20 protein-coding genes are annotated in these 22586 nt (G+C 42.4%); 17 read left to right on the forward strand and 3 right to left on the reverse strand.

Annotated elements, in window-relative coordinates; translation table 11 throughout:
• Positions 1–4 precede the first annotated feature (4 nt).
• The 9 genes from cheY (at position 5) to HUB64_RS19585 (ending at position 8063) form a co-directional block, all read left to right on the forward strand.
• Positions 5–388 carry a chemotaxis response regulator CheY gene (gene cheY / locus HUB64_RS19545; RefSeq protein WP_007649667.1) on the forward strand — a complete coding sequence of 128 codons (384 nt, stop codon included), beginning with the start codon at positions 5–7 and terminating at the stop codon, positions 386–388.
• 13 nt (positions 389–401) lie between these two features.
• A complete protein-coding gene (locus tag HUB64_RS19550) occupies positions 402–1139 on the forward strand; it encodes a protein phosphatase CheZ (protein ID WP_028761174.1) in 738 nt (245 codons plus the stop codon).
• A 15-nt stretch (positions 1140–1154) separates the two neighbouring features.
• The gene (locus tag HUB64_RS19555) at positions 1155–3398 is read left to right on the forward strand and encodes a chemotaxis protein CheA (RefSeq protein WP_028761173.1); all 2244 of its coding nucleotides are present in this window, start codon (positions 1155–1157) and stop codon (positions 3396–3398) included.
• Between the two features lie 20 nt (positions 3399–3418).
• The gene (locus HUB64_RS19560; RefSeq protein ID WP_028761172.1) at positions 3419–4552 is read left to right on the forward strand and encodes a chemotaxis response regulator protein-glutamate methylesterase; all 1134 of its coding nucleotides are present in this window, start codon (positions 3419–3421) and stop codon (positions 4550–4552) included.
• A gap of 13 nt (positions 4553–4565) precedes the next feature.
• Positions 4566–5087 carry a membrane anchored protein in chemotaxis locus gene (locus tag HUB64_RS19565; protein ID WP_173248599.1) on the forward strand — a complete coding sequence of 174 codons (522 nt, stop codon included), beginning with the start codon at positions 4566–4568 and terminating at the stop codon, positions 5085–5087.
• A gap of 71 nt (positions 5088–5158) precedes the next feature.
• Positions 5159–5950 carry a ParA family protein gene (locus HUB64_RS19570; protein ID WP_028761170.1) on the forward strand — a complete coding sequence of 264 codons (792 nt, stop codon included), beginning with the start codon at positions 5159–5161 and terminating at the stop codon, positions 5948–5950.
• Positions 5934–6929 carry a chemotaxis protein CheW gene (locus HUB64_RS19575; RefSeq protein ID WP_105251948.1) on the forward strand — a complete coding sequence of 332 codons (996 nt, stop codon included), beginning with the start codon at positions 5934–5936 and terminating at the stop codon, positions 6927–6929. The genes HUB64_RS19570 and HUB64_RS19575 overlap by 17 nt, the downstream gene beginning before the upstream one ends.
• A 7-nt stretch (positions 6930–6936) precedes the next feature.
• Entirely contained in the window at positions 6937–7431 is a 495-nt protein-coding gene (locus HUB64_RS19580) for a chemotaxis protein CheW (protein WP_006082380.1), read from the forward strand.
• Between the two features lie 233 nt (positions 7432–7664).
• Positions 7665–8063, forward strand: a complete 399-nt coding sequence (locus HUB64_RS19585) for a DUF2802 domain-containing protein (protein ID WP_173243810.1) — start codon at positions 7665–7667, stop codon at positions 8061–8063.
• 53 nt (positions 8064–8116) lie between these two features.
• Here the strand turns inward: HUB64_RS19585 and HUB64_RS19590 are convergent, their stop codons facing one another.
• Together HUB64_RS19590 and HUB64_RS19595 are read right to left on the reverse strand one after the other, a co-directional pair.
• Positions 8117–8425, reverse strand: coding sequence for an EscU/YscU/HrcU family type III secretion system export apparatus switch protein (locus HUB64_RS19590; protein WP_028761167.1), 309 nt, complete (start codon positions 8423–8425; stop codon positions 8117–8119).
• A 61-nt stretch (positions 8426–8486) separates the two neighbouring features.
• Positions 8487–10394, reverse strand: coding sequence for a hypothetical protein (locus HUB64_RS19595; protein WP_173497650.1), 1908 nt, complete (start codon positions 10392–10394; stop codon positions 8487–8489).
• Positions 10395–10613: 219 nt separating this feature from the next.
• On the opposite strand from HUB64_RS19595, the gene HUB64_RS19600 reads away from it, so the two are divergent.
• The gene (locus tag HUB64_RS19600) at positions 10614–11399 is read left to right on the forward strand and encodes a VacJ family lipoprotein (RefSeq protein ID WP_173497651.1); all 786 of its coding nucleotides are present in this window, start codon (positions 10614–10616) and stop codon (positions 11397–11399) included.
• Between the two features lie 121 nt (positions 11400–11520).
• Positions 11521–12624, forward strand: coding sequence for a response regulator (locus tag HUB64_RS19605; RefSeq protein WP_173497652.1), 1104 nt, complete (start codon positions 11521–11523; stop codon positions 12622–12624).
• A gap of 110 nt (positions 12625–12734) precedes the next feature.
• Here HUB64_RS19605 and HUB64_RS19610 read toward each other — a convergent pair whose 3' ends face one another.
• Positions 12735–14240 carry a peptide MFS transporter gene (locus HUB64_RS19610; RefSeq protein ID WP_173497653.1) on the reverse strand — a complete coding sequence of 502 codons (1506 nt, stop codon included), beginning with the start codon at positions 14238–14240 and terminating at the stop codon, positions 12735–12737.
• A gap of 472 nt (positions 14241–14712) precedes the next feature.
• On the opposite strand from HUB64_RS19610, the gene rfaH reads away from it, so the two are divergent.
• From rfaH to rfbA, 6 genes are all read left to right on the forward strand, one after another.
• Complete coding sequence (rfaH, locus tag HUB64_RS19615) at positions 14713–15219, forward strand: transcription/translation regulatory transformer protein RfaH (RefSeq protein WP_173497654.1); 507 nt, start codon at positions 14713–14715, stop codon at positions 15217–15219.
• 790 nt (positions 15220–16009) lie between these two features.
• The gene (locus tag HUB64_RS19620; protein ID WP_173497655.1) at positions 16010–18748 is read left to right on the forward strand and encodes an SLBB domain-containing protein; all 2739 of its coding nucleotides are present in this window, start codon (positions 16010–16012) and stop codon (positions 18746–18748) included.
• 121 nt (positions 18749–18869) lie between these two features.
• The gene (locus HUB64_RS19625) at positions 18870–19247 is read left to right on the forward strand and encodes a four helix bundle protein (protein WP_086904803.1); all 378 of its coding nucleotides are present in this window, start codon (positions 18870–18872) and stop codon (positions 19245–19247) included.
• A gap of 114 nt (positions 19248–19361) precedes the next feature.
• The gene (locus HUB64_RS19630) at positions 19362–20336 is read left to right on the forward strand and encodes a Wzz/FepE/Etk N-terminal domain-containing protein (RefSeq protein ID WP_173497656.1); all 975 of its coding nucleotides are present in this window, start codon (positions 19362–19364) and stop codon (positions 20334–20336) included.
• A gap of 239 nt (positions 20337–20575) precedes the next feature.
• Positions 20576–21646 carry a dTDP-glucose 4,6-dehydratase gene (rfbB, locus tag HUB64_RS19635; protein ID WP_173497657.1) on the forward strand — a complete coding sequence of 357 codons (1071 nt, stop codon included), beginning with the start codon at positions 20576–20578 and terminating at the stop codon, positions 21644–21646.
• 76 nt (positions 21647–21722) lie between these two features.
• Positions 21723–22586 carry a glucose-1-phosphate thymidylyltransferase RfbA gene (gene rfbA, locus HUB64_RS19640; RefSeq protein ID WP_173497658.1) on the forward strand — a complete coding sequence of 288 codons (864 nt, stop codon included), beginning with the start codon at positions 21723–21725 and terminating at the stop codon, positions 22584–22586.

The following is a 22586-nucleotide window of genomic DNA, read 5'->3' on the forward strand; positions in this document are numbered from 1 at the left end:
AACCTTGGACAAGAATATGAAGATTCTCATTGTTGACGATTTTTCGACAATGAGGCGTATCATCAAGAACTTGTTGCGAGACTTGGGGTTTAATAACACCCAAGAAGCAGACGATGGCTCAACAGCCCTGCCGATGTTGCAAAAGGGGGATTTTGATTTTGTTGTTACAGATTGGAATATGCCTGGTATGCAAGGAATCGATCTGTTAAAAGCAATTCGCGCTGATGATTCGCTAAAGCATTTACCCGTATTAATGGTAACTGCTGAAGCAAAACGTGAACAGATTATTGCTGCCGCTCAAGCGGGAGTGAATGGTTATGTGGTTAAGCCTTTTACCGCTGCAACGCTGAAAGAGAAGTTAGATAAAATATTCGAACGACTCGCTTGAGCAAGGATGAGCTATGAAGTCACAAACATCAGGGCTCATCACGCTCGAGCAAGCTCAGCATTTAGTTGAATTATTAAGTGCAGGTGAGCAAAGTCAGGCAGATGATTTATTTCGGGAGCTTGCTGCTCCACTGCAACGAGAATTATTCGAAGAAGTAGGTAAATTAACTCGGCAACTTCATAGTGCGCTGATGGATTTTCAAGTTGATAATCGTCTTGCTGAATTAGCCAATACAGAGATCCCCGATGCCAAGCAACGTTTAAATTACGTTATTGACATGACCGAACAAGCTGCAAATAAAACCATGGATGCGGTTGAAGAATGTTTACCTTTGGCTAATGCCGTGACCGTAAATATTCAAAATGTCATGCCATCTTGGGACAGATTAATGCGACGCGAGATAGCGCTGACTGAATTTAAGGGCCTTTGTCACGATGTACAAGACCTTATGTCTCGTAGTGCAAATGACTCGACTCGATTACGTGAATTGCTTAATCAAATTTTGATGGCGCAAGATTTTCAAGACTTAACAGGACAAATAATACGTCGTGTTATTGATCTAGTAATGGAAGTAGAAAGTAATCTGGTTTCTATGCTGACGGTATTTGGTGAGCAACCTATGATTGAAAGTCAGATTGCTCAGAAAAATAATATTGAAGCAGAAGGCCCGATAATGAATGCCGAGCTTCGTCAAGATGTGGTAACGGGTCAAGACGAAGTGGATGATCTTCTATCGAGTCTGGGTTTCTAACTGGGAGTCAATTTGATGGCCTTTGATGTAGATGAAGAGATACTCCAGGACTTTTTAATCGAAGCCGGTGAAATTTTAGAGCTTCTGCAAGAGCAACTCGTTGCGCTTGAAAATAATCCTGATGATACTAACTTGCTGAACGCCATTTTTCGAGGTTTTCATACCGTTAAAGGTGGTGCTGGCTTTCTTAGCTTAACTCCCATGGTGGATGTTTGTCATGAGGCTGAGAATACCTTCGATTTATTGCGGACAGGCAAGCGTAGCGTTAACGCAGAGTTGATGGATATTATTTTGCAGGCTGTTGATGCAATTAATACCATGTTTGCGCAAACCCAGCAGGGCGAGCAACAAGACCCCGCTGATTCAGGTTTGCTAGCGAGACTTAAAATGCTCAGTTCAGGTGCGCCTTTGCCATCTGAAGTCGCTTCTGCCAAGGTTGTAGAGCCAGAACCTGTTGTTGAAGTCATTATTGATACTCCTACCCTTCAAGAAATCCCTGCTGATATAAGTGATAACTCATCTTCCATTGAAAATACGTCTTCAAGTATCGATGATATCAATGATGCTGAATTTGAAGCTTTATTGGATGCGCTTCATGGTTCAGGAAAGGGACCTGCGGTCGCTGCTACCACATTTGTATCTGAGCCAGTTGCTGCAAAGCCTGCTGCATCAACTAAAACACCTTCAACATCAGGTGATGACATCACTGATGATGAGTTCGAGGCGTTACTGGATGAACTTCATGGTTCAGGTAAATTTAAAGCTGAGGCTGAAGTGCCTGTTAAGCCTAAGGTTGTGGCAACACCTGCGCCTCAACCGATTGTAGATGCTGATGAAATTACCGATGATGAGTTTGAACGATTACTTGATGAACTCCATGGGAAAGGCGGAGCACCTGCGAAAGCTGAAGTAAAAGCGCCTACGCCCCCTGTTGCGACTGTAGCACCTACTGCTGCACTACATGCTCCTGCGCCAGTTAAAGCCGCAGTACCAGCTCCAGTCGTTGCTGCAAAACCTAAGGTGGAAATTGCGGTTGTCGATAAAGCACCTGCTAAGGCTAGCTCTGCGAATGTGCCTCAGGGTGAAACAACAGTACGTGTAGATACCGCACGACTCGACCAGATCATGAATATGGTGGGTGAGTTAGTGTTAGTGCGTAATCGATTGGTGAGCTTAGGCATCAGCCGTGATGATGAGGAGATGTCGAAAGCTCTTGCGAACTTAGATCTCGTTACTGCCGATTTGCAAGGCGCTGTGATGAAAACCCGTATGCAACCGATCAAGAAAGTGTTTGGTCGTTTCCCTCGGGTGGTACGTGATCTTGCTCGTACACTAAACAAAGAAATTGATTTGATCATGGTCGGTGAAGAAACTGACTTAGATAAAAACCTTGTTGAAGCGCTTGCCGATCCACTCGTCCACTTAGTGCGTAACTCTGTGGACCATGGTATCGAGATGCCAAACGAGCGTGAAGCCAGTGGTAAGCCAAGAACGGGAACGATTACCTTATCTGCAAGTCAGGAAGGCGACCATATACTGCTGAAAATCGAAGACGATGGCGCAGGAATGGATCCTGAGAAACTTAAAAAAATCGCGATAACACGTGGTGTACTCGATGAAGATTCTGCTTCGCGGATGACAGACAGCGAAGCCTATAATTTGATTTTTGCACCAGGTTTTTCAACTAAAGTTGAGATTTCAGATATTTCAGGCCGTGGTGTTGGGATGGACGTGGTAAAAACTCGTATCACCCAGCTTAATGGCACTGTACATATTGATTCTATGAAAGGTAAGGGAACGATACTTGAGATTAAAGTACCGTTAACATTAGCGATTATGCCTACCTTAATGGTCGATGTCGCTAAACAAGTGTTTGCATTACCTCTATCTAGCGTGAATGAGATTTTCCATCTCGATCTCACAAAAACCAATATTGTTGATGGGCAACTGACTGTCATAGTGCGTAATAAGGCAGTACCTTTGTTCTATTTGGAACACTGGCTACATAGAAACAAAACGACCTTTAAACATGGCGATAAAAAGCATGGTCATGTGGTTATCGTGCAATTAGGCATGATGCAAATTGGTTTTGTAGTGGATGCCTTAATAGGACAAGAAGAGGTCGTTATTAAACCTCTTGGCGCTATGTTACATGGCACACCTGGGATGGCTGGTGCGACAATTACATCGGATGGTGGTATTGCACTGATCTTAGATGTTCCTGGATTGCTAAAGCATTATGCGAAAAGTAAGAATTAGTTTCCAAGCTAAGGAATGGAATGGCCATTAAAGTATTAGTCGTTGATGACTCAAGTTTTTTCAGACGACGTGTTAGTGAAATAGTCAATCAAGATCCTGAACTGGAAGTTATCGCGACGGCCTCAAATGGGGCCGAAGCGGTGAAGTTGGCTGCTGAGCTTAATCCCCAAGTTATCACAATGGATATTGAGATGCCTGTCATGGATGGTATTACTGCTGTTCGTGAAATCATGGCTAAGTGTCCGACTCCGATCTTGATGTTTTCTTCTTTAACCCATGATGGCGCTAAAGCAACGTTAGACGCTTTAGATGCTGGTGCATTAGATTTTCTACCTAAACGTTTTGAAGATATTGCGACCAACAAAGATGATGCCATTTTATTGTTGCAACAAAGAGTTAAGGCATTGGGACGACGCAGAATGTTTCGTCCTATTGCACGTCCGGTGGTCTCGCCAACAACTAGCGCGCGTCCAAGTCCAACAGGTAGCGTTTTAGGTACAACCAGTATATCGGCTCATACGCCTGTCGCAGCTCCTGTTAGAACCTCAACGGCAACGACGATTCGTGCAAGTGGTAAGCAGTATAAATTATTGCTGATCGGTACATCTACTGGTGGTCCGGTTGCGCTGCAAAAAATACTCACGCAGTTTCCAGCAAACTATCCGCATCCTATTTTATTAATCCAGCATATGCCTGCTGCCTTTACCCCTGCATTTGCGAGTCGTTTAAATGGCTTATGTAAGATTGAAGTAAAAGAGGCCGCTAATGGCGATCTGCTTAAACCGGGTTGTGCATATTTAGCGCCGGGTGGTATGCAAATGATGGTTGAACGTACTGGAACAAGTGGCCGATTAAAAGTTATCGCTGGCAGTGCTGATATGAATTATAAGCCCTGTGTGGATATCACCTTTGCTTCTGCTTCTAAAGCCTTTAGTGGTGATGTGCTTGCTGTTGTATTAACTGGCATGGGGGCGGATGGCAGAGAAGGCGCACGGATGTTGAAAGCTGTAGGCGCTACCATTTGGGCGCAAGATGAAGCCAGTTGTGTGGTTTATGGTATGCCACAAGCCGTTGCGAGTGCAGGGATTGCCACCCAGTCAATAGCCTTAGACAACATGGCCGAATGTATTTTAAAAGAGTCTGTTCGTGTCTAAAAATCAATATCCGATGAGCACAAATAGTGTGCTCATCATCTTGTTGATGGGCATAGCCATTTTGGTTCTTGGTGCCTTAAGCCTTGATTACAAGCGTAAGAATAGTTTGCTGCAGGCGGATATAAAACGTTTGGAATCGACTCAGGTGCTGTTAATGGTACCTGACGAACAGGCTGAAGCCATTGCAACTTGGTTAGCGTCTCATCCCGATCAGACTAAAGCAATGTTGCAATTAGCGGCTCCTGGTGAGCAGAAGGCTGTAGCGATTGGTCCTGAGCCGGTACAAAATAGCATTCCGCCTTTGCTGGGCAAACCAGATACTGAAATAGATACGGCGAAGGAAAAAACTAATCTGGAATCCTCTATTCCTAAACAGCTTCAAGCGCCAGAAAAAGAGGTTAAAGCTGTTTCTCAGACAATTGCCCCCCAAAATGCAGAGATGCTGCCCGTGGTGATATCTGAGAATGCCGATGGTGTCAAAGTGATTAGTTTGCCCAATGGCGGCATTCGAGTCACGACCAGAAAAGAGCAGTAATTTTTAGAATTTGTGAACTCACAATTTTCTAGTTCATTAGCATATTAACCAGTATAGGTAGGGGTCACTTCTTGAAAGTCTGGACCATAGCGAATCAAAAAGGTGGCGTAGGTAAAACCACGACGGTAGCGAGTTTAGCGGGAACATTAGCTAAGCGTGGTAAGCGTGTTCTTATGATAGATACCGATCCACATGCTTCGTTAGGTTATTACTTAGGTATTGATTCTGAAGAGGTTCCAGGCTCGTTGTTTGATGTTTTTCTTGCCCATAAAAACCTTTCTAAGGAACTCGTTTTATCCCATGTAGTGCCAACCTTAGTCGATGGTTTGGATTTATTACCTGCAACTATGGCATTGGCTACCTTGGACAGAGCCTTAGGTCATCAAGAGGGAATGGGATTAGTACTACGTAATTTATTAGCACTGGTTGCTGATGATTATGATGTTGCTATCGTTGATTGCCCACCCGTACTCGGGGTATTAATGGTCAATGCGCTTGCGGCAAGTCAGCATATCATTATTCCTGTGCAGACGGAGTTTCTTGCCATTAAAGGGCTAGAGCGGATGATTAAAACGATGGAGTTAATGGGCCGATCTAAGAAGACGCGCTACAGTTACACTGTTGTGCCTACCATGTACGATAAACGCACCAAAGCATCACCTGCGGCTTTGCAAGTTCTTGGTGCCGAATACAGTGATACTTTGTGGAAAGACGTTATTCCAGTAGACACTAAGTTTAGAGATGCCAGTTTGGCACATTTACCAGCATCGCATTATGCGAGTGGTTGCCGCGGCGTTAAAGCCTATGAAAGATTATTAGATTTCTTATTAGTTGGGGAGTTTGGCCATGTCAAAATCGGTTGATGAAACTGTTTTTGATTTTTTCGCATTATTGCTGCAGGAAGACGACAGTCCAAACCAGATTGTTTCCCCTCAAAGCATTGTAAAAGCAGACTCAAATCAAAATGTTGCCGTTAATCAAACGGAGGCAGCATTGCTCGATGCGGCAATTTTGGCTGAAAATGGTCGCACTGCCGCACCGCAGAATGTAGAGAAGGCCATAACGCCTATTGCGCAGTTGCAGCCAAAAGCGGCGCCAAGACAACATGAGTTTGTTGCTCCGGTAAGCCAGGTTGTAGCTCAAGTGAATAAGCAAGCGTTAGAGAAATTATTAGCGCCAGTACTAAAGACTGCAAGGTTAGAACCGATACCACCTTCAGTAGAGATAGCGCCACCTATTGATGTTCAACCCGTTGTGGTGGAAGTACCAAAAGCTCAGCCTGTTGTTAATGAAACCGTTGCTGATGAAATCGTTGAGCCAGTGGTTGTGCCAGAAACACAAGTCGGCATTACGCCTCCTAGTGTGACAAAAGATTTGCAAGAAGTGCTCGATGATGAGTTTCAGGTACTATTCTTTAAAGTAGCAGGGCTGACATTGGCTGTGCCTTTGGTGAGTTTAGGCGGAATAGTAAAAGTTGAGCGGATAAACCACATCTTTGGTCGACCCGCATGGTTTCTTGGTGTACAGACGCATAGGGAGGAGCAATTGAACATTGTTGATACTTGTGCGTGGGTTATGCCAGAAAAATACACAGATAAACTGGCGCAATCAGTAAATTATCAATATCTTGTATTATTAGAAGGCAGTAACTGGGGATTGACTTGTGAGTCCTTGGTCAATGCGGTAAAAATTAATAAGTCGCAAGTCAACTGGCGTAGTCAAGCGGGTAAACGCCCTTGGTTAGCGGGTGTAGTGAAAGAACAGATGTGTGGCATTTTGCACGTACAAGCCTTAGTTGAAATGCTTAATGCGGGTTTAGGTTGTCAGGACTCAATTGGTTGAGGTAAACATGAAAGATACAAGAAATGTAGCAGCAGTCGCTGCAAGTAAAGATGATGCAGTATTACAATGGGTTACCTTTAAGTTGGACCATGAAACTTACGGTATCAACGTAATGCAAGTGCAGGAAGTGCTGCGTTATACTGAAATAGCTCCTGTACCCGGTGCCCCCTATTATGTACTAGGCATCATTAACTTACGTGGTAATGTCGTTACTGTAATTGATACCCGCTCACGTTTTGGATTGCAGTCTGCTGAAGTTGATGATTCAACTCGAATCGTTATCATCGAAGCTGAAAAGCAGGTCATTGGTATCTTAGTTGATAGTGTTGCAGAAGTGGTTTATTTGCGCCGCTCTGAAATTGACAATGCGCCTAATGTTGGAACGGAAGAGAGTGCTAAGTTTATTCAAGGCGTGAGTAATCGCGACAATGAATTACTTATCTTAGTTGATCTCGACAAATTATTGTCCGATGAAGAATGGGCTGAGTTGACTCAGATCTAATCAATGAGTGTGATAAGGCTGAATGATTAGAATTCATTCAGCCATTTTGTTTGTTTGCGAAGAAATCGATGATGTTGAGTATTTACGATTTATGGATAGACGAAGTCTTTTTTTATCATAGTTTGAACAATGGCCAATGATATTGGTGACGTCAAGTGAAGCACTTTGGAATAGATAACTTAATTGTAAGCCAGCTCCTAATCTATGGCTTTGAGTGAGTATAAGGATTTTTGATGGGCGATGAATTTTTGATCGCAGCGTTAGTCTATGTCATCGCATGCTTAGGGTTAGTACTCTTTTTACAAAAGCAATTGAGTAAATTAAGAAGCAAAGTTGATGCATTGACTGTGTTAGTTAAAGAGGGCGATCGGCAGCGAGAGTCTTTTAAACGTGAATTGCAAGAATTACGCAGTGGCACAATCGGTGTAGGCCGTCGTGTTATTGAATTAGAAAAACGCATACTGCAACAGTCTGAACGGATTGAAGAGACGACTCAACAGGATCCACAGGCAAAACTTTATACTCGAGCCATGAAGATGGTCGCGCTTGGTGCTGGCGTTGACGAGTTGATTAAGGAATGCGAATTACCTAAAGCTGAAGCCGAGCTGTTGATCCGTCTGCATCGTAAGTAATCGGTAGCCAATTGAACACTAAAAGCTAATTTTTCTGAATTAGCTTTTTTATTTTATGCCTTCTCGACAATTTTTTTATGCATATTATTCCATTGCTCAGGAAATTTACCGTCGAGCATATACACAAATGCAATCAGTTCGGCGATAAGCAGGTAAAGCTCTTTGGGAATTTCTTCTCCTAACTCTAGCAATTGCAAAAAATGGCTCAGATGAGGATCTTGATGGATATAAACGCCGTTAGCCTTAGCTAAGGCAATAATTTCTTCTGCGATAAGCCCTTCACCAGTCGCGACTATTTTAGGAGCGTTACGGCCATCGTAGCTCAGTGCGACAGCTTGTTTAGGTTCACTCTCTTCGCTCATATCGTTATTCCCAATGTTTTGTATAATGAACTCAATATTAGTGTTGGAACATTGTCACTCATTAAGCTTTTGTCTTTACGAGGAAATGATCACCAGGTAATAAGGTTGCTGGTACTTGCGCTATTTGAGTTGATAATTCACCAGGCGTAAAACCCAGTTGTGATAGTTTTTGGCTTAAGGGCGTTAAAAAGTTATTAACCTTATTAAGTAGTATCTGACTATTGCCTTTGAACTGGATATCTAATTGTTGATTGTGGTTTTGGGCTGAAATCAGCAGAGGTCCTTGTGCTAGATTAAACTTCAGTTGTAAACGCCATCCCATTTTTTTATCTGGGTCATCAGGATCGGCTTCTTGCTCAAATTTCCCTTCCAGTTGCTCCTGTCGTTGGTTAATGCCATAGGGAAGGGCAAAGAACCACACCAAATTGCCAGCGCTCTCATTACTTGCCTGTTGGTATAAATGCAGGTTAGAGGCTAATAGTCCCATGCTATCAAGGCCTCCTGCTTTGCTCAGTTGCCCAAGAAGTTTAGTGGAGAAGCCCACTTTAGCTTGTAACTGTTCAAGGTAGTCGGCAAGCTTTTTGCTCACGGAATTCGAATTGTTATTGGCTTTAAAGCCAAGTAGCAGCTGAAAAAGTGAGGTAATTGCACTCCCATTCATGAGCATTGAGGCTTGATTTGATTGAGGCGTAGCAAGATTTAGACTCGCTAGACCGAGAATATTGGCTTTGAGCTCATCGATATCATTTAATTGGCTCAGTGGTGGTAGCCCTAAATGCGGTAGGAGTTTCAATAACTCAGATGCTAAATTCGAGTTGCTATTAGAACGAGATAGCTCAATAGGAAGTGCCCCCGCTTTATTGAACGCTTTTTGTAAGACATCAGCTACTTTTATCGAAGTATCAGTCTTAGCATCATTGCCTTGTTGTTCACTCTTTTGGCTACTGGACCCTAAAATATTATTAAGTTTGTTTATGTCTGTAGGACTCACACTTAGGATTTCTTGTGACGTTTTTGAGCCTTGAGGTAACCCGTTTTTGCTATTTACGTTTTTACCCATTTGTGATGCCGGTGATTGACCCACAAGCCGATTTTCAAGGGCTGAGTGTTGAGTGCTGATCTGACCTAAGTCTTTAGTTGTTGGCGTTATGACTTGCGCGTTAGAGATATTCTGTGAGCCAGTCGCAGTAAGCGCTGATGGAATATCTACTTTACTTTGAAGCTGCATTATATCGACTTTGGCCGTGACCATTTGTTTTGTGGGCTCAGGCAGAAAGTTGATATTTTCGAGTTTTTTTAGAAAGGAGGCAATGATCTGTGCTGGTTCAATTTTCGCGATCACAAGATCAGAAGATGGTTTATTTGTGGGAACCTGAGTTTCATTTACTGGCGCCCCAATTATGATTTCGAGTTTGCTCTGTATTGGGGTGAGTAATAAAATAGGGCGCCCTTGTTGAAAGGCTATTTTAGCGATGAATTCACCTTGATTCAGCTGGGGTCCAGGATCTTGTGCTACAACGGTACCATTAGCAAATTGAAGCTCCTTGTTAACTATAGTGACGTTGGGTAATGGATAGCCCTGTGTGCGAGCCGCGAGTGCAGAAAGCTGCGTCTGAGATATGCCATTTTGTTGCGCCAGATTGATCACTGCCTCAGGGATTTTCAGTACGAGAGGTGTAGCTAACGCAAGTAGTTGGCTAGTGGAGTTTTGCACTATCGTAGTTGGAGTTGAGCTGTTTTGCGCATTGGGCGCGACTAAAAAGCTATTAGCAGTCAACAATATTTGCCGCTGTTGAGCATTAACTAGCTTTAAATTATATTCTGTACCGTTTAGAATAATACTATCTCCCTCAGGTGATGTTTGCACCTGAGCTGGAATGGGGCGTGGAGTAGTATTGAGGGCATCAGTGTGGGCCATCGCAGTATGTAACTGCGAATTTTGACTGCTGACAAGTGGAATCGACTCCATTTAATGACCTTATATAGTTTATCCTGCGATACATTCGTTTAGTAAAATTAACAATTGACCAATTTTTTTTGCCAAGTATGCTTATGCGCCTTGTGACAAAGGAACTGTCATACTGGATAGTATGCCACTAAGACGAATTATCTTTATATCGTCATTTTTGTATTGTCACTTTAGCGAAAATTTGATGTCTAAACTGTACATTTATATTAAGAGAGCGATATGAAGTTAAAATGGATGGGATTATCTTTGGGGTTAATGCTGTTGCCTAAAGTGCAATCGGCTGAAGTATCCCTACCAGATACCATTCAGCAGGAAACACCTGCTAAGGTACAAATTACTTATGATGATCCCCGCGATCCGTTCGAAGGCTTTAACCGAGCTATGTGGGACTTCAACTATCTCTACCTAGATAGATATTTATATCGTCCTGTAGCCCATGGTTATAACGATTATATTCCTACGCCTGCTAAAACAGGTATCAATAACTTTGTGCAGAATTTAGAGGAACCTAGCAGCTTAGTAAATAATGTGCTGCAGGGTAAGTGGGGCTGGGCAGCTAATGCCGGTGGACGCTTTACAATCAATTCTACTGTCGGCTTATTAGGTGTCATTGATGTCGCTGACATGATGGGTATGAGCCGCAAGCAAGATGAGTTTAATGAAGTGCTGGGTTATTATGGGGTGCCTAATGGACCTTACTTCATGGCGCCATTTGCGGGTCCTTATGTTGTGCGAGAACTCGCGTCTGATTGGGTTGATGGTCTATACTTCCCATTGTCTGAGTTAACAATGTGGCAATCCATTGTTAAATGGGGACTTAAAAACCTTCATTCTAGAGCATCAGCAATCGATCAAGAGCGACTTGTTGATAATGCACTCGATCCCTATGCCTTTGTCAAAGATGCATATTTACAGCACATGGACTATAAAGTCTATGATGGTCATGTCCCTCAAAAGCAAGATGATGATGAGTTGCTCGATCAGTATATGCAGGAGCTTGAGTAACCCTATTGGCCGTACTTGACAGCATTTGTCTTTAGTCATCAAATGCTAGCCTTGTTAAATTTTGTTATTGGCATATTCACTTGAGTAATGGCTATGCGATGAACTTTATTCGGGAACCTTTATGGCGTTAAATGGTGTTGCGGTTCTTTTAGTTGAAGATGACCCCGTGTTTAGGCAGATTGTTGCAAGCTTTCTCGATAGCAGAGGTGCGCAAGTCACACAAGCCTGTGATGGTGAACAAGGATTGTCAGTTTTTAAATCGCAGCGCTTCGATATTGTTCTTGCAGACTTGAGTATGCCTAAGCTCGGTGGACTCGATATGCTTAAGGAAATGACAAGGTTAGCACCTTTAGTGCCTTCTATCGTGATCTCGGGTAATAATGTCATGGCTGACGTCGTTGAAGCCTTACGCATTGGCGCAAGTGATTATCTCGTTAAGCCAGTATCTGATTTATTTATTATTGAACAAGCCATTAAACAAAGCCTTCATAGTTCCTACATTGATGATACTCAAGCCTCAGATTTTGACGCGCTATCCCACCAAGAATTAAGTGATAATCTAGCATTGCTTGAGCAAAGTGTTGCTGCAGCAAAACAAGTTCAGCAACAACTCTTTCCCGCTTCAAATATTAGTTATCCGGCAGCCAAGGTTGACTATAGCCTTTATAAAAATAGCGATATAAGCAGTTATTTCATTGATTCAACTATGGTTGGTAGCGATCACCTGATCATGTACATGGCCCATTTGTACCCAGAGGATAATCGAGCCGCGTTTGCTTGCGTTCTGCTTAGAAGTTTTGTTAATCAGAAGCTTAAAGATTTTAGGAATGGCCAGAGTCAGAGCATTATTGAACCCTTTAACATGATGAGCTATTTGAACGAGCGTTTAGTGAAATCTGGTCTCGATATCAAAGCCGATATGATTTACGTTGCTATTGAGCTAACTAAGTACCGTGCTGCTATTGCACAGGCGGGTAAGGGGCTGCGTTGTTATCTGCGTAATGACGAGGGATTAAGCCCGTTAGCACTGTCTGAGAGTCTTCAGCTTGGCGTGTTAGACTGGGGTAAACCGAGCATTCAGTTCCGCAGTATTTTACCGCAAGAACAGTTGTGTATTGCGACAAGTGAGCCTGAGCATAAACAAGCTTTACTTGATAACAAGTTTAAGGGCTTAGTCTATGATGCAACGCTACCTGCTGGTGGTTTTCTACAGTTAAGCCTTTAGTTTTTAGACGCTTTGACGAAATTGAGTATATAGCTGACTTAACAAAAACGCCTTACTCTTGCGAGTAAGGCGTTTTTGTTTTAACAATTAAAAACAGTCGAACAGGATTATTAACGTTTTATCGCTTCATGTTCAGCCGTCACTGCAATTTCGCTTTCTAAGGCTTCAGCTTCAGTGTGATGCTTGGTTTCTGCGCCATGCATCCAATCGACTAATTTGTCAGCCATAAAATACAGGATCACGCCAGACAGAGCCGCTGTAATCGCGATACCAGCAAAAATTGACATAGCATTAGCAAGTTGTTCCTCTTTGCCACCACCGTGACCAATCAAAGAGCCTACGACCCCAGCAACCTTGTTCGCCATCGCAATAAACAGGAACCAAGCGCCCATCATCAAAGAGGCAATACGCAGTGGAGCAAGCTTAGTCACCATAGACAAGCCAATAGGTGACAAACATAATTCACCCATAGTATGGAAGAAATAAGCACCCACTAACCACCACATGCTTGATTTAGCTGTAGGATCGCTACCCATCTCAACCACAGCGCCAATCATGAACAAGAAGCCAATCGCCAATAAGAACAAACCTAAGGCAAATTTCACTGGCGAGTTAGGTTCATTTTTACCTAAACGGATCCAGATAGAAGCAATTACAGGGGCAAATAACACAATAAAAATAGCGTTTAGCGATTGGAAATAAGTCGTGGGCACTTCCCAAGTACCTATGTAACGGTCTGTAAACTCATTGGTAAATAAGTTCATTAACCCGCCCGCTTGTTCAAAGCCCGCCCAGAAAATAATCGTGAACAAACCCAGCACCATAATTACTTTGAGACGATCACGCTCAATTTTAGTAAGTGGTTCTTTACGGGTATTGCCTAGCTTAGCCTGGCGTTCACGTTCAAGCTTGGCCGCAGGCACGGTGCCAATATTACCTAACAGTTTTTGAGCAAATAAAAATTGAATCACCAGCGACAGCAGCATACCAATACCAGCACAGAAGAAACCTGCCTGCCAGTTATTAACAAAAACCTCTTGGCCATTAACCATTTCAGTGTGGCCAAAGCTAGTATAAGCCCAAGCAACAATAAAGCCGGATAATGCCGCACCTAAATTGATTCCCATATAGAAAATAGTAAATGCACCATCGCGACGGTGATCACCTTCCTCGTAGAGATCGCCCACCATAGTGGAAATGTTCGGCTTAAACAAACCATTACCCAGAATGAGGGTACCTAAACCGATATAGAAAATGGTCGTTTCAATACCAGGAAACCAAGCATGAGGCGCAGCTAGCGTAAATTGGCCTGCCGCCATTAACGCGCCACCAAAATAAATGGCTTTGCGCTGTCCCAGAAAATTATCAGCTAACCAACCACCAATCAGCGGCGTTAAATACACTAACGCAGTAAAAGTACCATATAAGGATAAAGCGTCAGCTTGGCTAAATCCTAAGCCGCCACCGCCTTGTTTACCCACCTGATCAACTAAATAAAGCACCAAAATGGCACGCATTGCATAATAACTAAATCGTTCCCAAAGTTCTGTTGTAAACAGCAGGAACAATCCCTTGGGATGCCCAAGCATCGTTCCTTGTGGTTTTGCTACGCTCATGAAGTCTTCCACCTTAAGCTCGTGATTGCCTGTGGGCCCCTGAAACAGGATGATGTCACCACAGAAAAATGGTTGTTGCTCGTCCCAATATCGCCTGCAGATTTAATCAACCATTAATTCCCGCTATAGCATTCATTAATTGTTGAATAACCGCTAGTTACGTATGGGTTATTGTTACGTTCTTATAATAAAAGTAATGTGTTTAGCAGTAAAATGAGTATTTTCGCTAAAATCCCACCTTATATACCCCTTAAAAGCAACCAAAGTCAATTTTGGTAAGCTAAGTGGTGACATTATCAGCAGTATAGTGTTGTGATTTTAATTATGAATTAGTCAATGTGAGCGTCATTGTATGCATACCGAGCGAGAGACAGGAATAGTCGAAAAATTACTTCCACCGACTTGAGCATCTTTGCTATGATTGCGACCCGTGAATGGACGTCACTTATTTATAGGGTAGTGAGATTAGCTTATGAAGGCATGGTACCTTTTGTATTGTAAACCTCGTAGTGAAGCGAGAGCACAACAGAACTTAGCACTTCAAAATTTAGAGACGTATTTGCCTATGGTCTCTGAAGAGAAATCTCAGCGCGGGCGCAAACAAGTCTGTCGTGTACCACTCTTTCCTAATTATTTATTCATCAATTTTGACCCAAGTCAGACAAGTGTCAGGCAGGTCCATTCTACTCGTGGTGTGAATCGAATCGTTAATTGTCAAGAGAAAATGACGCCCATTGACGACAGAATTATCCATGCCATTCGCATGAAAGAACTAACGCCTTCCCAAACAGTATTAGCCGAAGAATTAGAGCTAAAAACGGGGGAGAAAATTCGTTTTACAGATGGCCCCTTTGTTGATCTTGAAGGCATTTTTCAAGAAAAATGCCCAAACAAACGTTGCCATGTACTATTTAACATTATGGGGCAGATAAAGACAGTGACTGTTCCACAGCAAAGTGTAGAACGAATTTGTGTTTAAGTGCATAAGTACAAAACCTGTTGTAAGAGTAATGCTCAGTATTTTGTAAGATATTAGCTATCCTTGAAGTTGATAAAGTATTTACCAAAGCGACAAGGTGTTTAATATTTACTTAAAAATCAATTTGTTGATTTTGTTTAGGGTTTGTAGTTACATTTTTAAAATGCAACCTGTTAAGGTGTGATCTTAAAAATGGCCGTTTGAACATTAAATGTTCTATCGGTAGTGAATCTTTGAAGTAAGATTCTGTAATCATAAAGTTAGAATATAAGCTCTTATCTTAAGTGTTTGCATCCTATGGTTAAGGTATTTTACTAACGTAACTAGATTTAGTTACGTCCTGTAACTGAACGAGTGTAGAGCTTAACTATTCTTGTAACACTGTTTTATGTTAATGAAAAATATGAATTTTCGCATCGCGAAGGGCAATATAGAAGCCGCAATCTATGGGCGGTAGCGTGCCTGAAAGACATCGAATGAATAGTTTCATTCGTTAAGCGGACGCCGAAGGCCTCGGGCCGCCACGCGGATCGGTAGCGTGTCTGAAAGCAAAGAAAGGACGGCCTTCGGCCTGCTAGAACGCCACTGCGTGGCTCTAGGTCGCTTCGCTCTAGAACGCTCGCAGGCTTGCTTTAGAATCTAGAAGGAGCGCAGCGATGCTCTGCTTTTTCTAGCAGGGCGTAGCCCGCTCTAGCCGCATAGCGTCCTAGACTCTAGAAGGAGCGAGCGACGCTCTTTTTTTTCTAGCAACTCTGCTTTTTATCATTTTAAATCCAATCGGAGATATCTGGTGTTACAACAAATCAAAAAATTCATCATAGTAGGCCTTGGCGCCACAATATTGATGGGCGCTCAGGTTCATGCCGTTACGCCATCTCCACAAATGATTGAGCAGTTCAAGCAATTACCGAAATCTGAACAGGCAAGGCTTGCTAAGCAATACGGTATTGATCCTAATATGCTTTCAGGTTCTCAGGCCCAAACTCAGGTTACAAATCCTGAAGTCGTAGGGGAAAGAGACACCAATCCTCGTGTGTCTGATGCCGATAAAAAAGCGGCTAAAGCGGAGTTAGATTTTTCTGAAGATCCCAGCAAAATAAAATTGCGTCGTTTCGGTTATGAGATGTTTGCTGGTGAACCAAGCACATTTGCACCTGTGTCAGACGTCCCTGTTCCAGGAGAGTATCTCGTCGGTCCAGGCGATAACATTAAAGTTCAGCTTTATGGTAAAGAAAATAAAGAGTATGACCTCGTCATTAACCGTGAGGGGGTTATCCAGTTCCCTGAGCTAGGTCCAATACCAGTCATGGGGCTTAGTTTCTCTGAGCTCAGAGACTCTTTATCCCAGCGTATTAGTGAGCAAATGATCGGTATTGAGTCCAACATCACTATGGGTGAGTTGCGCTCGATACGCATTTTTGTGGCCGGTGATGCCTATAAACCTGGTTCGTATACGGTTTCAAGTTTATCAACTATCACTCAGGCTCTGTTTGTCGCTGGTGGTGTTAACGAGATCGGTTCATTACGTAATGTACAGCTGAAACGTAATGGCAAACTAGTTGGTACTTTAGATCTTTATGACCTGTTAATGCGAGGTGATGCCTCGGGGGATTTAAGACTCCATTCTGGTGATGTGGTGTTTATTCCTTCTATCGGTGGCCTTGTAAGCGTAACTGGCGAAGTAAGACGCCCAGCCATTTACGAGCTAAAACACAATGAGAGCATGGCTGACGTTATCGCAATGGCCGCAGGGTTAAATACAGGAGCATATCCTAAAAGCAGTTCAATAGAGCGTTATAATAGTAAATCTTTGAAAAGCATAGTGAATGTAGACTTAACTTCTGAGCAAGGTCGAAATACACCAGCCAAAGCTGGTGACATTGTTCGTGTAAAAAGTGCGTCGGAGCAATACGAGAGTGCCATCACTATAGCCGGGGCTGTTGTTCGTCCGGGTAAATATCAATGGTTTGCCGGTCAAAAAGTGAGTGACGTATTACCTTCTCTATGGGGAGATTTAGCGGCTTCTGCTGATCTCGATTACGCAATCGTGATCCGGGAAGTGAATCAATACGGCGATATTGAAGTGCATCAATTCTCACCAGGGAAAGCAATTAGTGCTAAAGAAAGTGGCCAAGACCTTAGTTTAAATGCGCGTGATAAAATCATCCTGTTTAATTTTTCAGATGATATACAGAACCGCTATGAGCTAAATAAATTAGTAAAAGAGCGTGTTGAAAAAGTCACTTCTTTAAATACAAGTAATCTTTTAGGTTCAGATTTATTTAAAGCGGGCTTTGTGCAACTCGATAAAACTAAGTTATCGCAACGTACCGATCTTGCTGGTGTAGTACTAACAGATAAGAAGGAGTCTGAAGAAGCTGAGGTTGTTAAAGGCGTAGTCAATAAAATGTTGGCTAATTTATTTGACGATACAGAACTACTTAAACTCAGTAATCAGATGGGCCGTCAAGAGTTACTCTACCCAGTAATGGTTAAATTAAATAGCCAAGGGCGAGCAGGCTCTGGTATTCAAATTGTTGCTATTGATGGACAGGTAAGAGAACCAGGAGTATATCCACTGACTGTGGGTGCTCGGGTGAATGATTTAGTGATCGCTGCAGGTGGTTTAAAAGAAGGTGCTTATACCGCTAGAGCTGAATTAACCACTACCTCAACCGATATCAATGGCTCTAGAATTAAGCATAATAATCTTGATTTAACACAAGCTTTGCAAGGAATCGAAAGTGCCAATATCCGTTTAACTGGGCGTGACATGTTAACAGTGATGACGACTCCTGATTGGCAAGAATCTAAAGTTGTTGAAATCCGAGGCGAAGTAAAATTCCCTGGGCGCTACAATATCCGCCGCGGTGAAACACTTAACGATTTAATCGCTCGTGTGGGTGGGTTTACTGAATATGCTTATTTGCCATCAGCTGTATTTGTGCGCGAGTCTGTTCGTAAGCAAGAGCAAATTGAGATTAAAAAGTTAGCCGATCAATTGCGTCGAGATATAGCCACACGAGGTGTATCGCAGGATGGCACTATGGTCAATTATGCAGATGCGCAATTGATGTTGGCTGATTTAGAAAATATCAAAGCGGTAGGACGTCTTGTTGTCGATTTAGCGGCAATTTCATTAGGGATTGAACAGGCGAATATACAGCTTGAAGATGCCGATATTCTCTATGTTCCATCGACTAAGCAAACCATTGCAGTGATGGGAGAGGTTCAGCACCCAGCAACTCACAGATTTAAAGATGGCTTAACTTTAGACCAATATTTAGCTATGTCCGGTGGTGCGCGTAAACGCGCTGATGAAGACCGCACTTACGTTATCCAAGCAAATGGCTCAGTGCTAATGCCTGGTCGTTCGAGCTGGTTTAGTAGTGAAGACCAATTACAACCGGGTGATACCATTATTGTGCCATTAGATACGGAATATAAAGATAACCTAAGTCTCTGGACACAGATCACGGGCATTATCTATAACACCGCCGTCGCTGTATCAGTTATCGCAGGGCTTTAAAACGAAGATGCTAGGACGCTTGCAAGCTCGCTCTAGGACCTAGGACCTAGGACCTAGAATCTAGGACCTAGAATCTAGAACGGCCTTCGGCCTCTAGGACCTTCTCTAATTAAGGAACATCATGCGATTCGAACAACTGGATGTTTGGAAACGCGCTTGTCGCCTTTCATGTGATGTTTATAAGGAACTTAAAAATTGCCGAGATTATGGGCTCAGAGATCAAATGACCAGAGCGGCAGTTTCTATTCCCTCAAACATTGCAGAGGGGGAAGAACGTGAATCAACCGCTGAATCTGCAAGGTTTCTTTATTTTGCAAAAGGCTCATCAGGCGAACTGATAACGCAAATATATATTGCGATAGAAATTGGTGTGATAGACAAGCAAAACGGAATGACTCTTATCAAAGAGGCTAAAGAAATTTCAGCAATGATTGCTTCTTTGATAAAAATACGAAAAGGCAGTGTCCGAGAAGAGTCCGCAGATTATAAAAGTACATAGAATCTAGGACGCTCGCAAGCTCGCTCTAGGCCCTAGAATCTAGGACCTTCTTTAAATATCTTTAAGCTTTCCTAGGGTCTAGCACCTAGGATCTAGGACCTATAACCTAAAAAAATGAACACACAAATTACTCAAAATCCAAATACATATAAAACAGACGCGCAATTCCCTCAAACCACAAGCGATGACGAAATCGATCTTCGTGAATTGTTCTCTGTCATCTGGCAAGGCAAATGGTTAATCATTGCCATTACAGCTGTATTCGCTATTGGTGCAGTTATTTTTGCCATAAAACAGCCAAATATCTATAAATCTGAAGCCCTGCTTGCGCCTGCATCTGAAGAGCAAGGTGGCGGTTTAAGTGCGTTAGCGTCTCAGTTTGGCGGTTTAGCTAGCCTTGCAGGTGTAAATCTCGGTGGTAAAGGTGGTACTGATAAAACTGAATTGGCAATTCAAGTATTAAAGTCTCGCCAATTTACCAGCGAGTTTATTCAAAAGCACAATATCCTCGCTGATTTAATGGCCGCTGAAAAATGGGATCGGGATGCTGATAAATTAATTTATGATCCTAAGCTTTATAATGAGCAAACCAATACTTGGGTACGTGAAGCTAAAGTGCCATTTAAACCAGAACCATCAATGCAGGAGGCCTATAAAGTCTTTAGCAAAATGATTGCTGTTAATAAAGCGAAAGAAACTGGAATGGTCACTATTTCAGTTGAGCATTTATCACCAGCTGTTGCGCAGCAGTGGGTTGCTTGGTTAATCCAAGATATTAATAAAGTAATGAAAGACCGCGATGTAGCTGAGGCGAATCGTAGCAGTGAGTTTTTAAATAAACAAATTGCTTTAACTAATGTGGCAGATATTCGAACCATTTTGTATAAACTAGTAGAAGAACAAGCTAAAACCATCATGTTTGCTGAAGTGCGTGATGAATACGTTTTTAAAACGATTGACCCTGCTCTAGTGCCTGAAGAAAAAGCAAAGCCTAAACGCGCTCTAATTTGCGTATTAGGTACACTGCTTGGCGGTATGTTAGGCGTGATGTTTGTGTTGGTTAGGTATTTTATGAGGAAAGATGCTTAGGACGCAGTAAAAAGCGCTGCACTAGACTCTAGAAGAAGCGAACGACTGCATGGTCAATTTTGTTCCATACAAAATCTGACATTTCCACCATTCATCGTGGTCAGATGCAGGAGGTAGCACGCTTTTTAATAAGAGCGCAGGAGCAGTTATCGAGCGACGCTCTAGCCGCGAAGCGTTCCGTCAACCTCTTTTTAACTTTCGCAAGCGTTACATTTTATATTTTATCGAGGTATTTTTTAGTGAAAATTCTGGTTACAGGTGGCGCTGGCTTTATCGGCTCTGCAGTTGTTCGACATATTATCAACAATACTCAAGATAGTGTGATTAATGTTGATAAGTTAACTTATGCTGGCAATCTTGAATCACTACTTAGTGTTGAAAAAAATCAACGATACGCATTCGAACAAGTGGATATTTGTGATCGAGTAGAGCTAGATAGAGTTTTTAATAAGTACCAACCTGATGCGGTAATGCATTTAGCGGCAGAGTCCCACGTTGACCGCTCAATCACTGGCCCATCAGATTTCATTCAGACCAATATCGTTGGTACATATACGCTCCTTGAAGCAACGCGTTCATATTGGAGCGAGTTATCGACAGAAGCAAAGAAAGCTTTTCGTTTTCATCATATTTCTACTGACGAAGTTTATGGCGATTTACCTCATCCAGATGAAGTTGAGACTCCAGAAGAGTTAACTCTTTTCACCGAAACAACACCTTATGCTCCTAGCAGTCCGTATTCAGCTTCTAAAGCATCAAGTGATCACTTAGTTCGTGCATGGTTACGTACCTATGGCTTACCTACCATAGTGACTAATTGCTCCAATAACTATGGTCCTTATCACTTCCCTGAAAAACTGATCCCGCTAGTGATCCTTAATGCACTAGAAGGAAAGCCATTACCTATTTATGGCAAAGGTGATCAGATCCGTGATTGGCTATATGTAGAAGACCATGCTCGTGCACTCTATAAAGTTGTTACAAGTGGCAAAGTCGGTGAAACCTATAATATTGGCGGTCATAACGAAAAGCAGAATTTTGAAGTGGTACAGGCCATCTGCAGTATTTTAGATGTTCTAATGCCTAAAGATACTTCTTACGCCGAGCAAATAACTTATGTCACAGACAGACCCGGCCATGATCGACGCTATGCCATAGATGCTACGAAAATGAGTAATGAGCTTAACTGGCAACCAGAAGAGACCTTCGAAACAGGCCTTCGTAAAACCATTGAATGGTATTTAGCGAATCAAGAGTGGTGTCAGCATGTCCAAGATGGTAGCTATCAGCGAGAGCGTTTAGGCATTTAATCTCTTTTATTATTTTGTTTTATGTCCTAGTTTTTCTTTAAACCTAGGATCTCTTTATCTAGGAACTGATTTTACTATGAAAGGAATTATTCTCGCTGGCGGTTCTGGTACTCGTTTGTACCCGATTACTAAAGGGGTTTCGAAACAGCTATTACCTGTCTACGATAAACCCATGATTTATTATCCCATTTCTGTACTAATGCTGGCAGGGATACGGGAAATTTTAATTATCACTACGCCTGAGGACCAATCTTCATTTCAACGTCTCCTTGGTGATGGCAGTGACTTTGGCATAAATCTGCAATATGCCGTGCAGCAAAGCCCTGATGGTTTAGCGCAAGCATTTATTATTGGTGAAGAGTTTATTGGCAGCGATAGTGTGTGTTTAGCCCTTGGGGATAATATTTTTTGGGGACAAGGTTTTTCACCCATACTTAAAAAAGCTGCTGCTAGATCAACGGGAGCAACAGTATTTGGCTATCAAGTTAAAGATCCTGAGCGTTTTGGTGTGGTTGAATTCGATCAAAATCAAAAGGCCATCAGTATTGAAGAAAAACCCATAAAACCCAAATCTAATTATGCAGTGACAGGCTTATATTTTTACGATAATCAAGTTGTGAATATTGCAAGGAATGTTAAGCCATCATCACGCGGCGAATTAGAAATTACTAGTATTAATCAAGCTTATCTGGATATGGGTGAATTAAACGTAGAGCTTTTAGGACGTGGTTTTGCTTGGTTAGATACAGGCACTTATGAAAGTCTATTAGAGGCCGCTTCATTTGTTGAAACTATTGAAAAGAGGCAAGGTTATAAAATTGCTTGTTTGGAAGAGATAGCTTGGCGGATTGGCTGGCTAACAGACAAAAATATAACTGAAACTGCTATTCAGATGTCTAAAAATAGTTATGGAACGTACCTTAAATCCTTAATTAGATAG

Origin of the sequence: Shewanella sp. ISTPL2 (assembly GCF_013283205.1) — a bacterium.
Lineage (GTDB): Bacteria > Pseudomonadota > Gammaproteobacteria > Enterobacterales > Shewanellaceae > Shewanella > Shewanella oncorhynchi.

What these genes read in the sequence shown, in the direction of transcription:
- HUB64_RS19550 (WP_028761174.1), top strand. Translation starts at nt 402, where the DNA reads ATGAAGTCACAAACATCAGGGCTCATCACGCTCGAGCAAGCTCAGCAT.
- HUB64_RS19555 (WP_028761173.1), top strand. Translation starts at nt 1,155, where the DNA reads ATGGCCTTTGATGTAGATGAAGAGATACTCCAGGACTTTTTAATCGAA.
- HUB64_RS19560 (WP_028761172.1), top strand. Translation starts at nt 3,419, where the DNA reads ATGGCCATTAAAGTATTAGTCGTTGATGACTCAAGTTTTTTCAGACGA.
- HUB64_RS19565 (WP_173248599.1), top strand. Translation starts at nt 4,566, where the DNA reads ATGAGCACAAATAGTGTGCTCATCATCTTGTTGATGGGCATAGCCATT.
- HUB64_RS19575 (WP_105251948.1), top strand. Translation starts at nt 5,934, where the DNA reads ATGTCAAAATCGGTTGATGAAACTGTTTTTGATTTTTTCGCATTATTG.
- HUB64_RS19580 (WP_006082380.1), top strand. Translation starts at nt 6,937, where the DNA reads ATGAAAGATACAAGAAATGTAGCAGCAGTCGCTGCAAGTAAAGATGAT.
- HUB64_RS19585 (WP_173243810.1), top strand. Translation starts at nt 7,665, where the DNA reads ATGGGCGATGAATTTTTGATCGCAGCGTTAGTCTATGTCATCGCATGC.
- HUB64_RS19590 (WP_028761167.1), bottom strand. Translation starts at nt 8,425, where the DNA reads ATGAGCGAAGAGAGTGAACCTAAACAAGCTGTCGCACTGAGCTACGAT.
- HUB64_RS19595 (WP_173497650.1), bottom strand. Translation starts at nt 10,394, where the DNA reads ATGGAGTCGATTCCACTTGTCAGCAGTCAAAATTCGCAGTTACATACT.
- HUB64_RS19600 (WP_173497651.1), top strand. Translation starts at nt 10,614, where the DNA reads ATGAAGTTAAAATGGATGGGATTATCTTTGGGGTTAATGCTGTTGCCT.
- HUB64_RS19605 (WP_173497652.1), top strand. Translation starts at nt 11,521, where the DNA reads ATGGCGTTAAATGGTGTTGCGGTTCTTTTAGTTGAAGATGACCCCGTG.
- HUB64_RS19610 (WP_173497653.1), bottom strand. Translation starts at nt 14,240, where the DNA reads ATGAGCGTAGCAAAACCACAAGGAACGATGCTTGGGCATCCCAAGGGA.
- rfaH (WP_173497654.1), top strand. Translation starts at nt 14,713, where the DNA reads ATGAAGGCATGGTACCTTTTGTATTGTAAACCTCGTAGTGAAGCGAGA.
- HUB64_RS19625 (WP_086904803.1), top strand. Translation starts at nt 18,870, where the DNA reads ATGCGATTCGAACAACTGGATGTTTGGAAACGCGCTTGTCGCCTTTCA.
- HUB64_RS19630 (WP_173497656.1), top strand. Translation starts at nt 19,362, where the DNA reads ATGAACACACAAATTACTCAAAATCCAAATACATATAAAACAGACGCG.
- rfbA (WP_173497658.1), top strand. Translation starts at nt 21,723, where the DNA reads ATGAAAGGAATTATTCTCGCTGGCGGTTCTGGTACTCGTTTGTACCCG.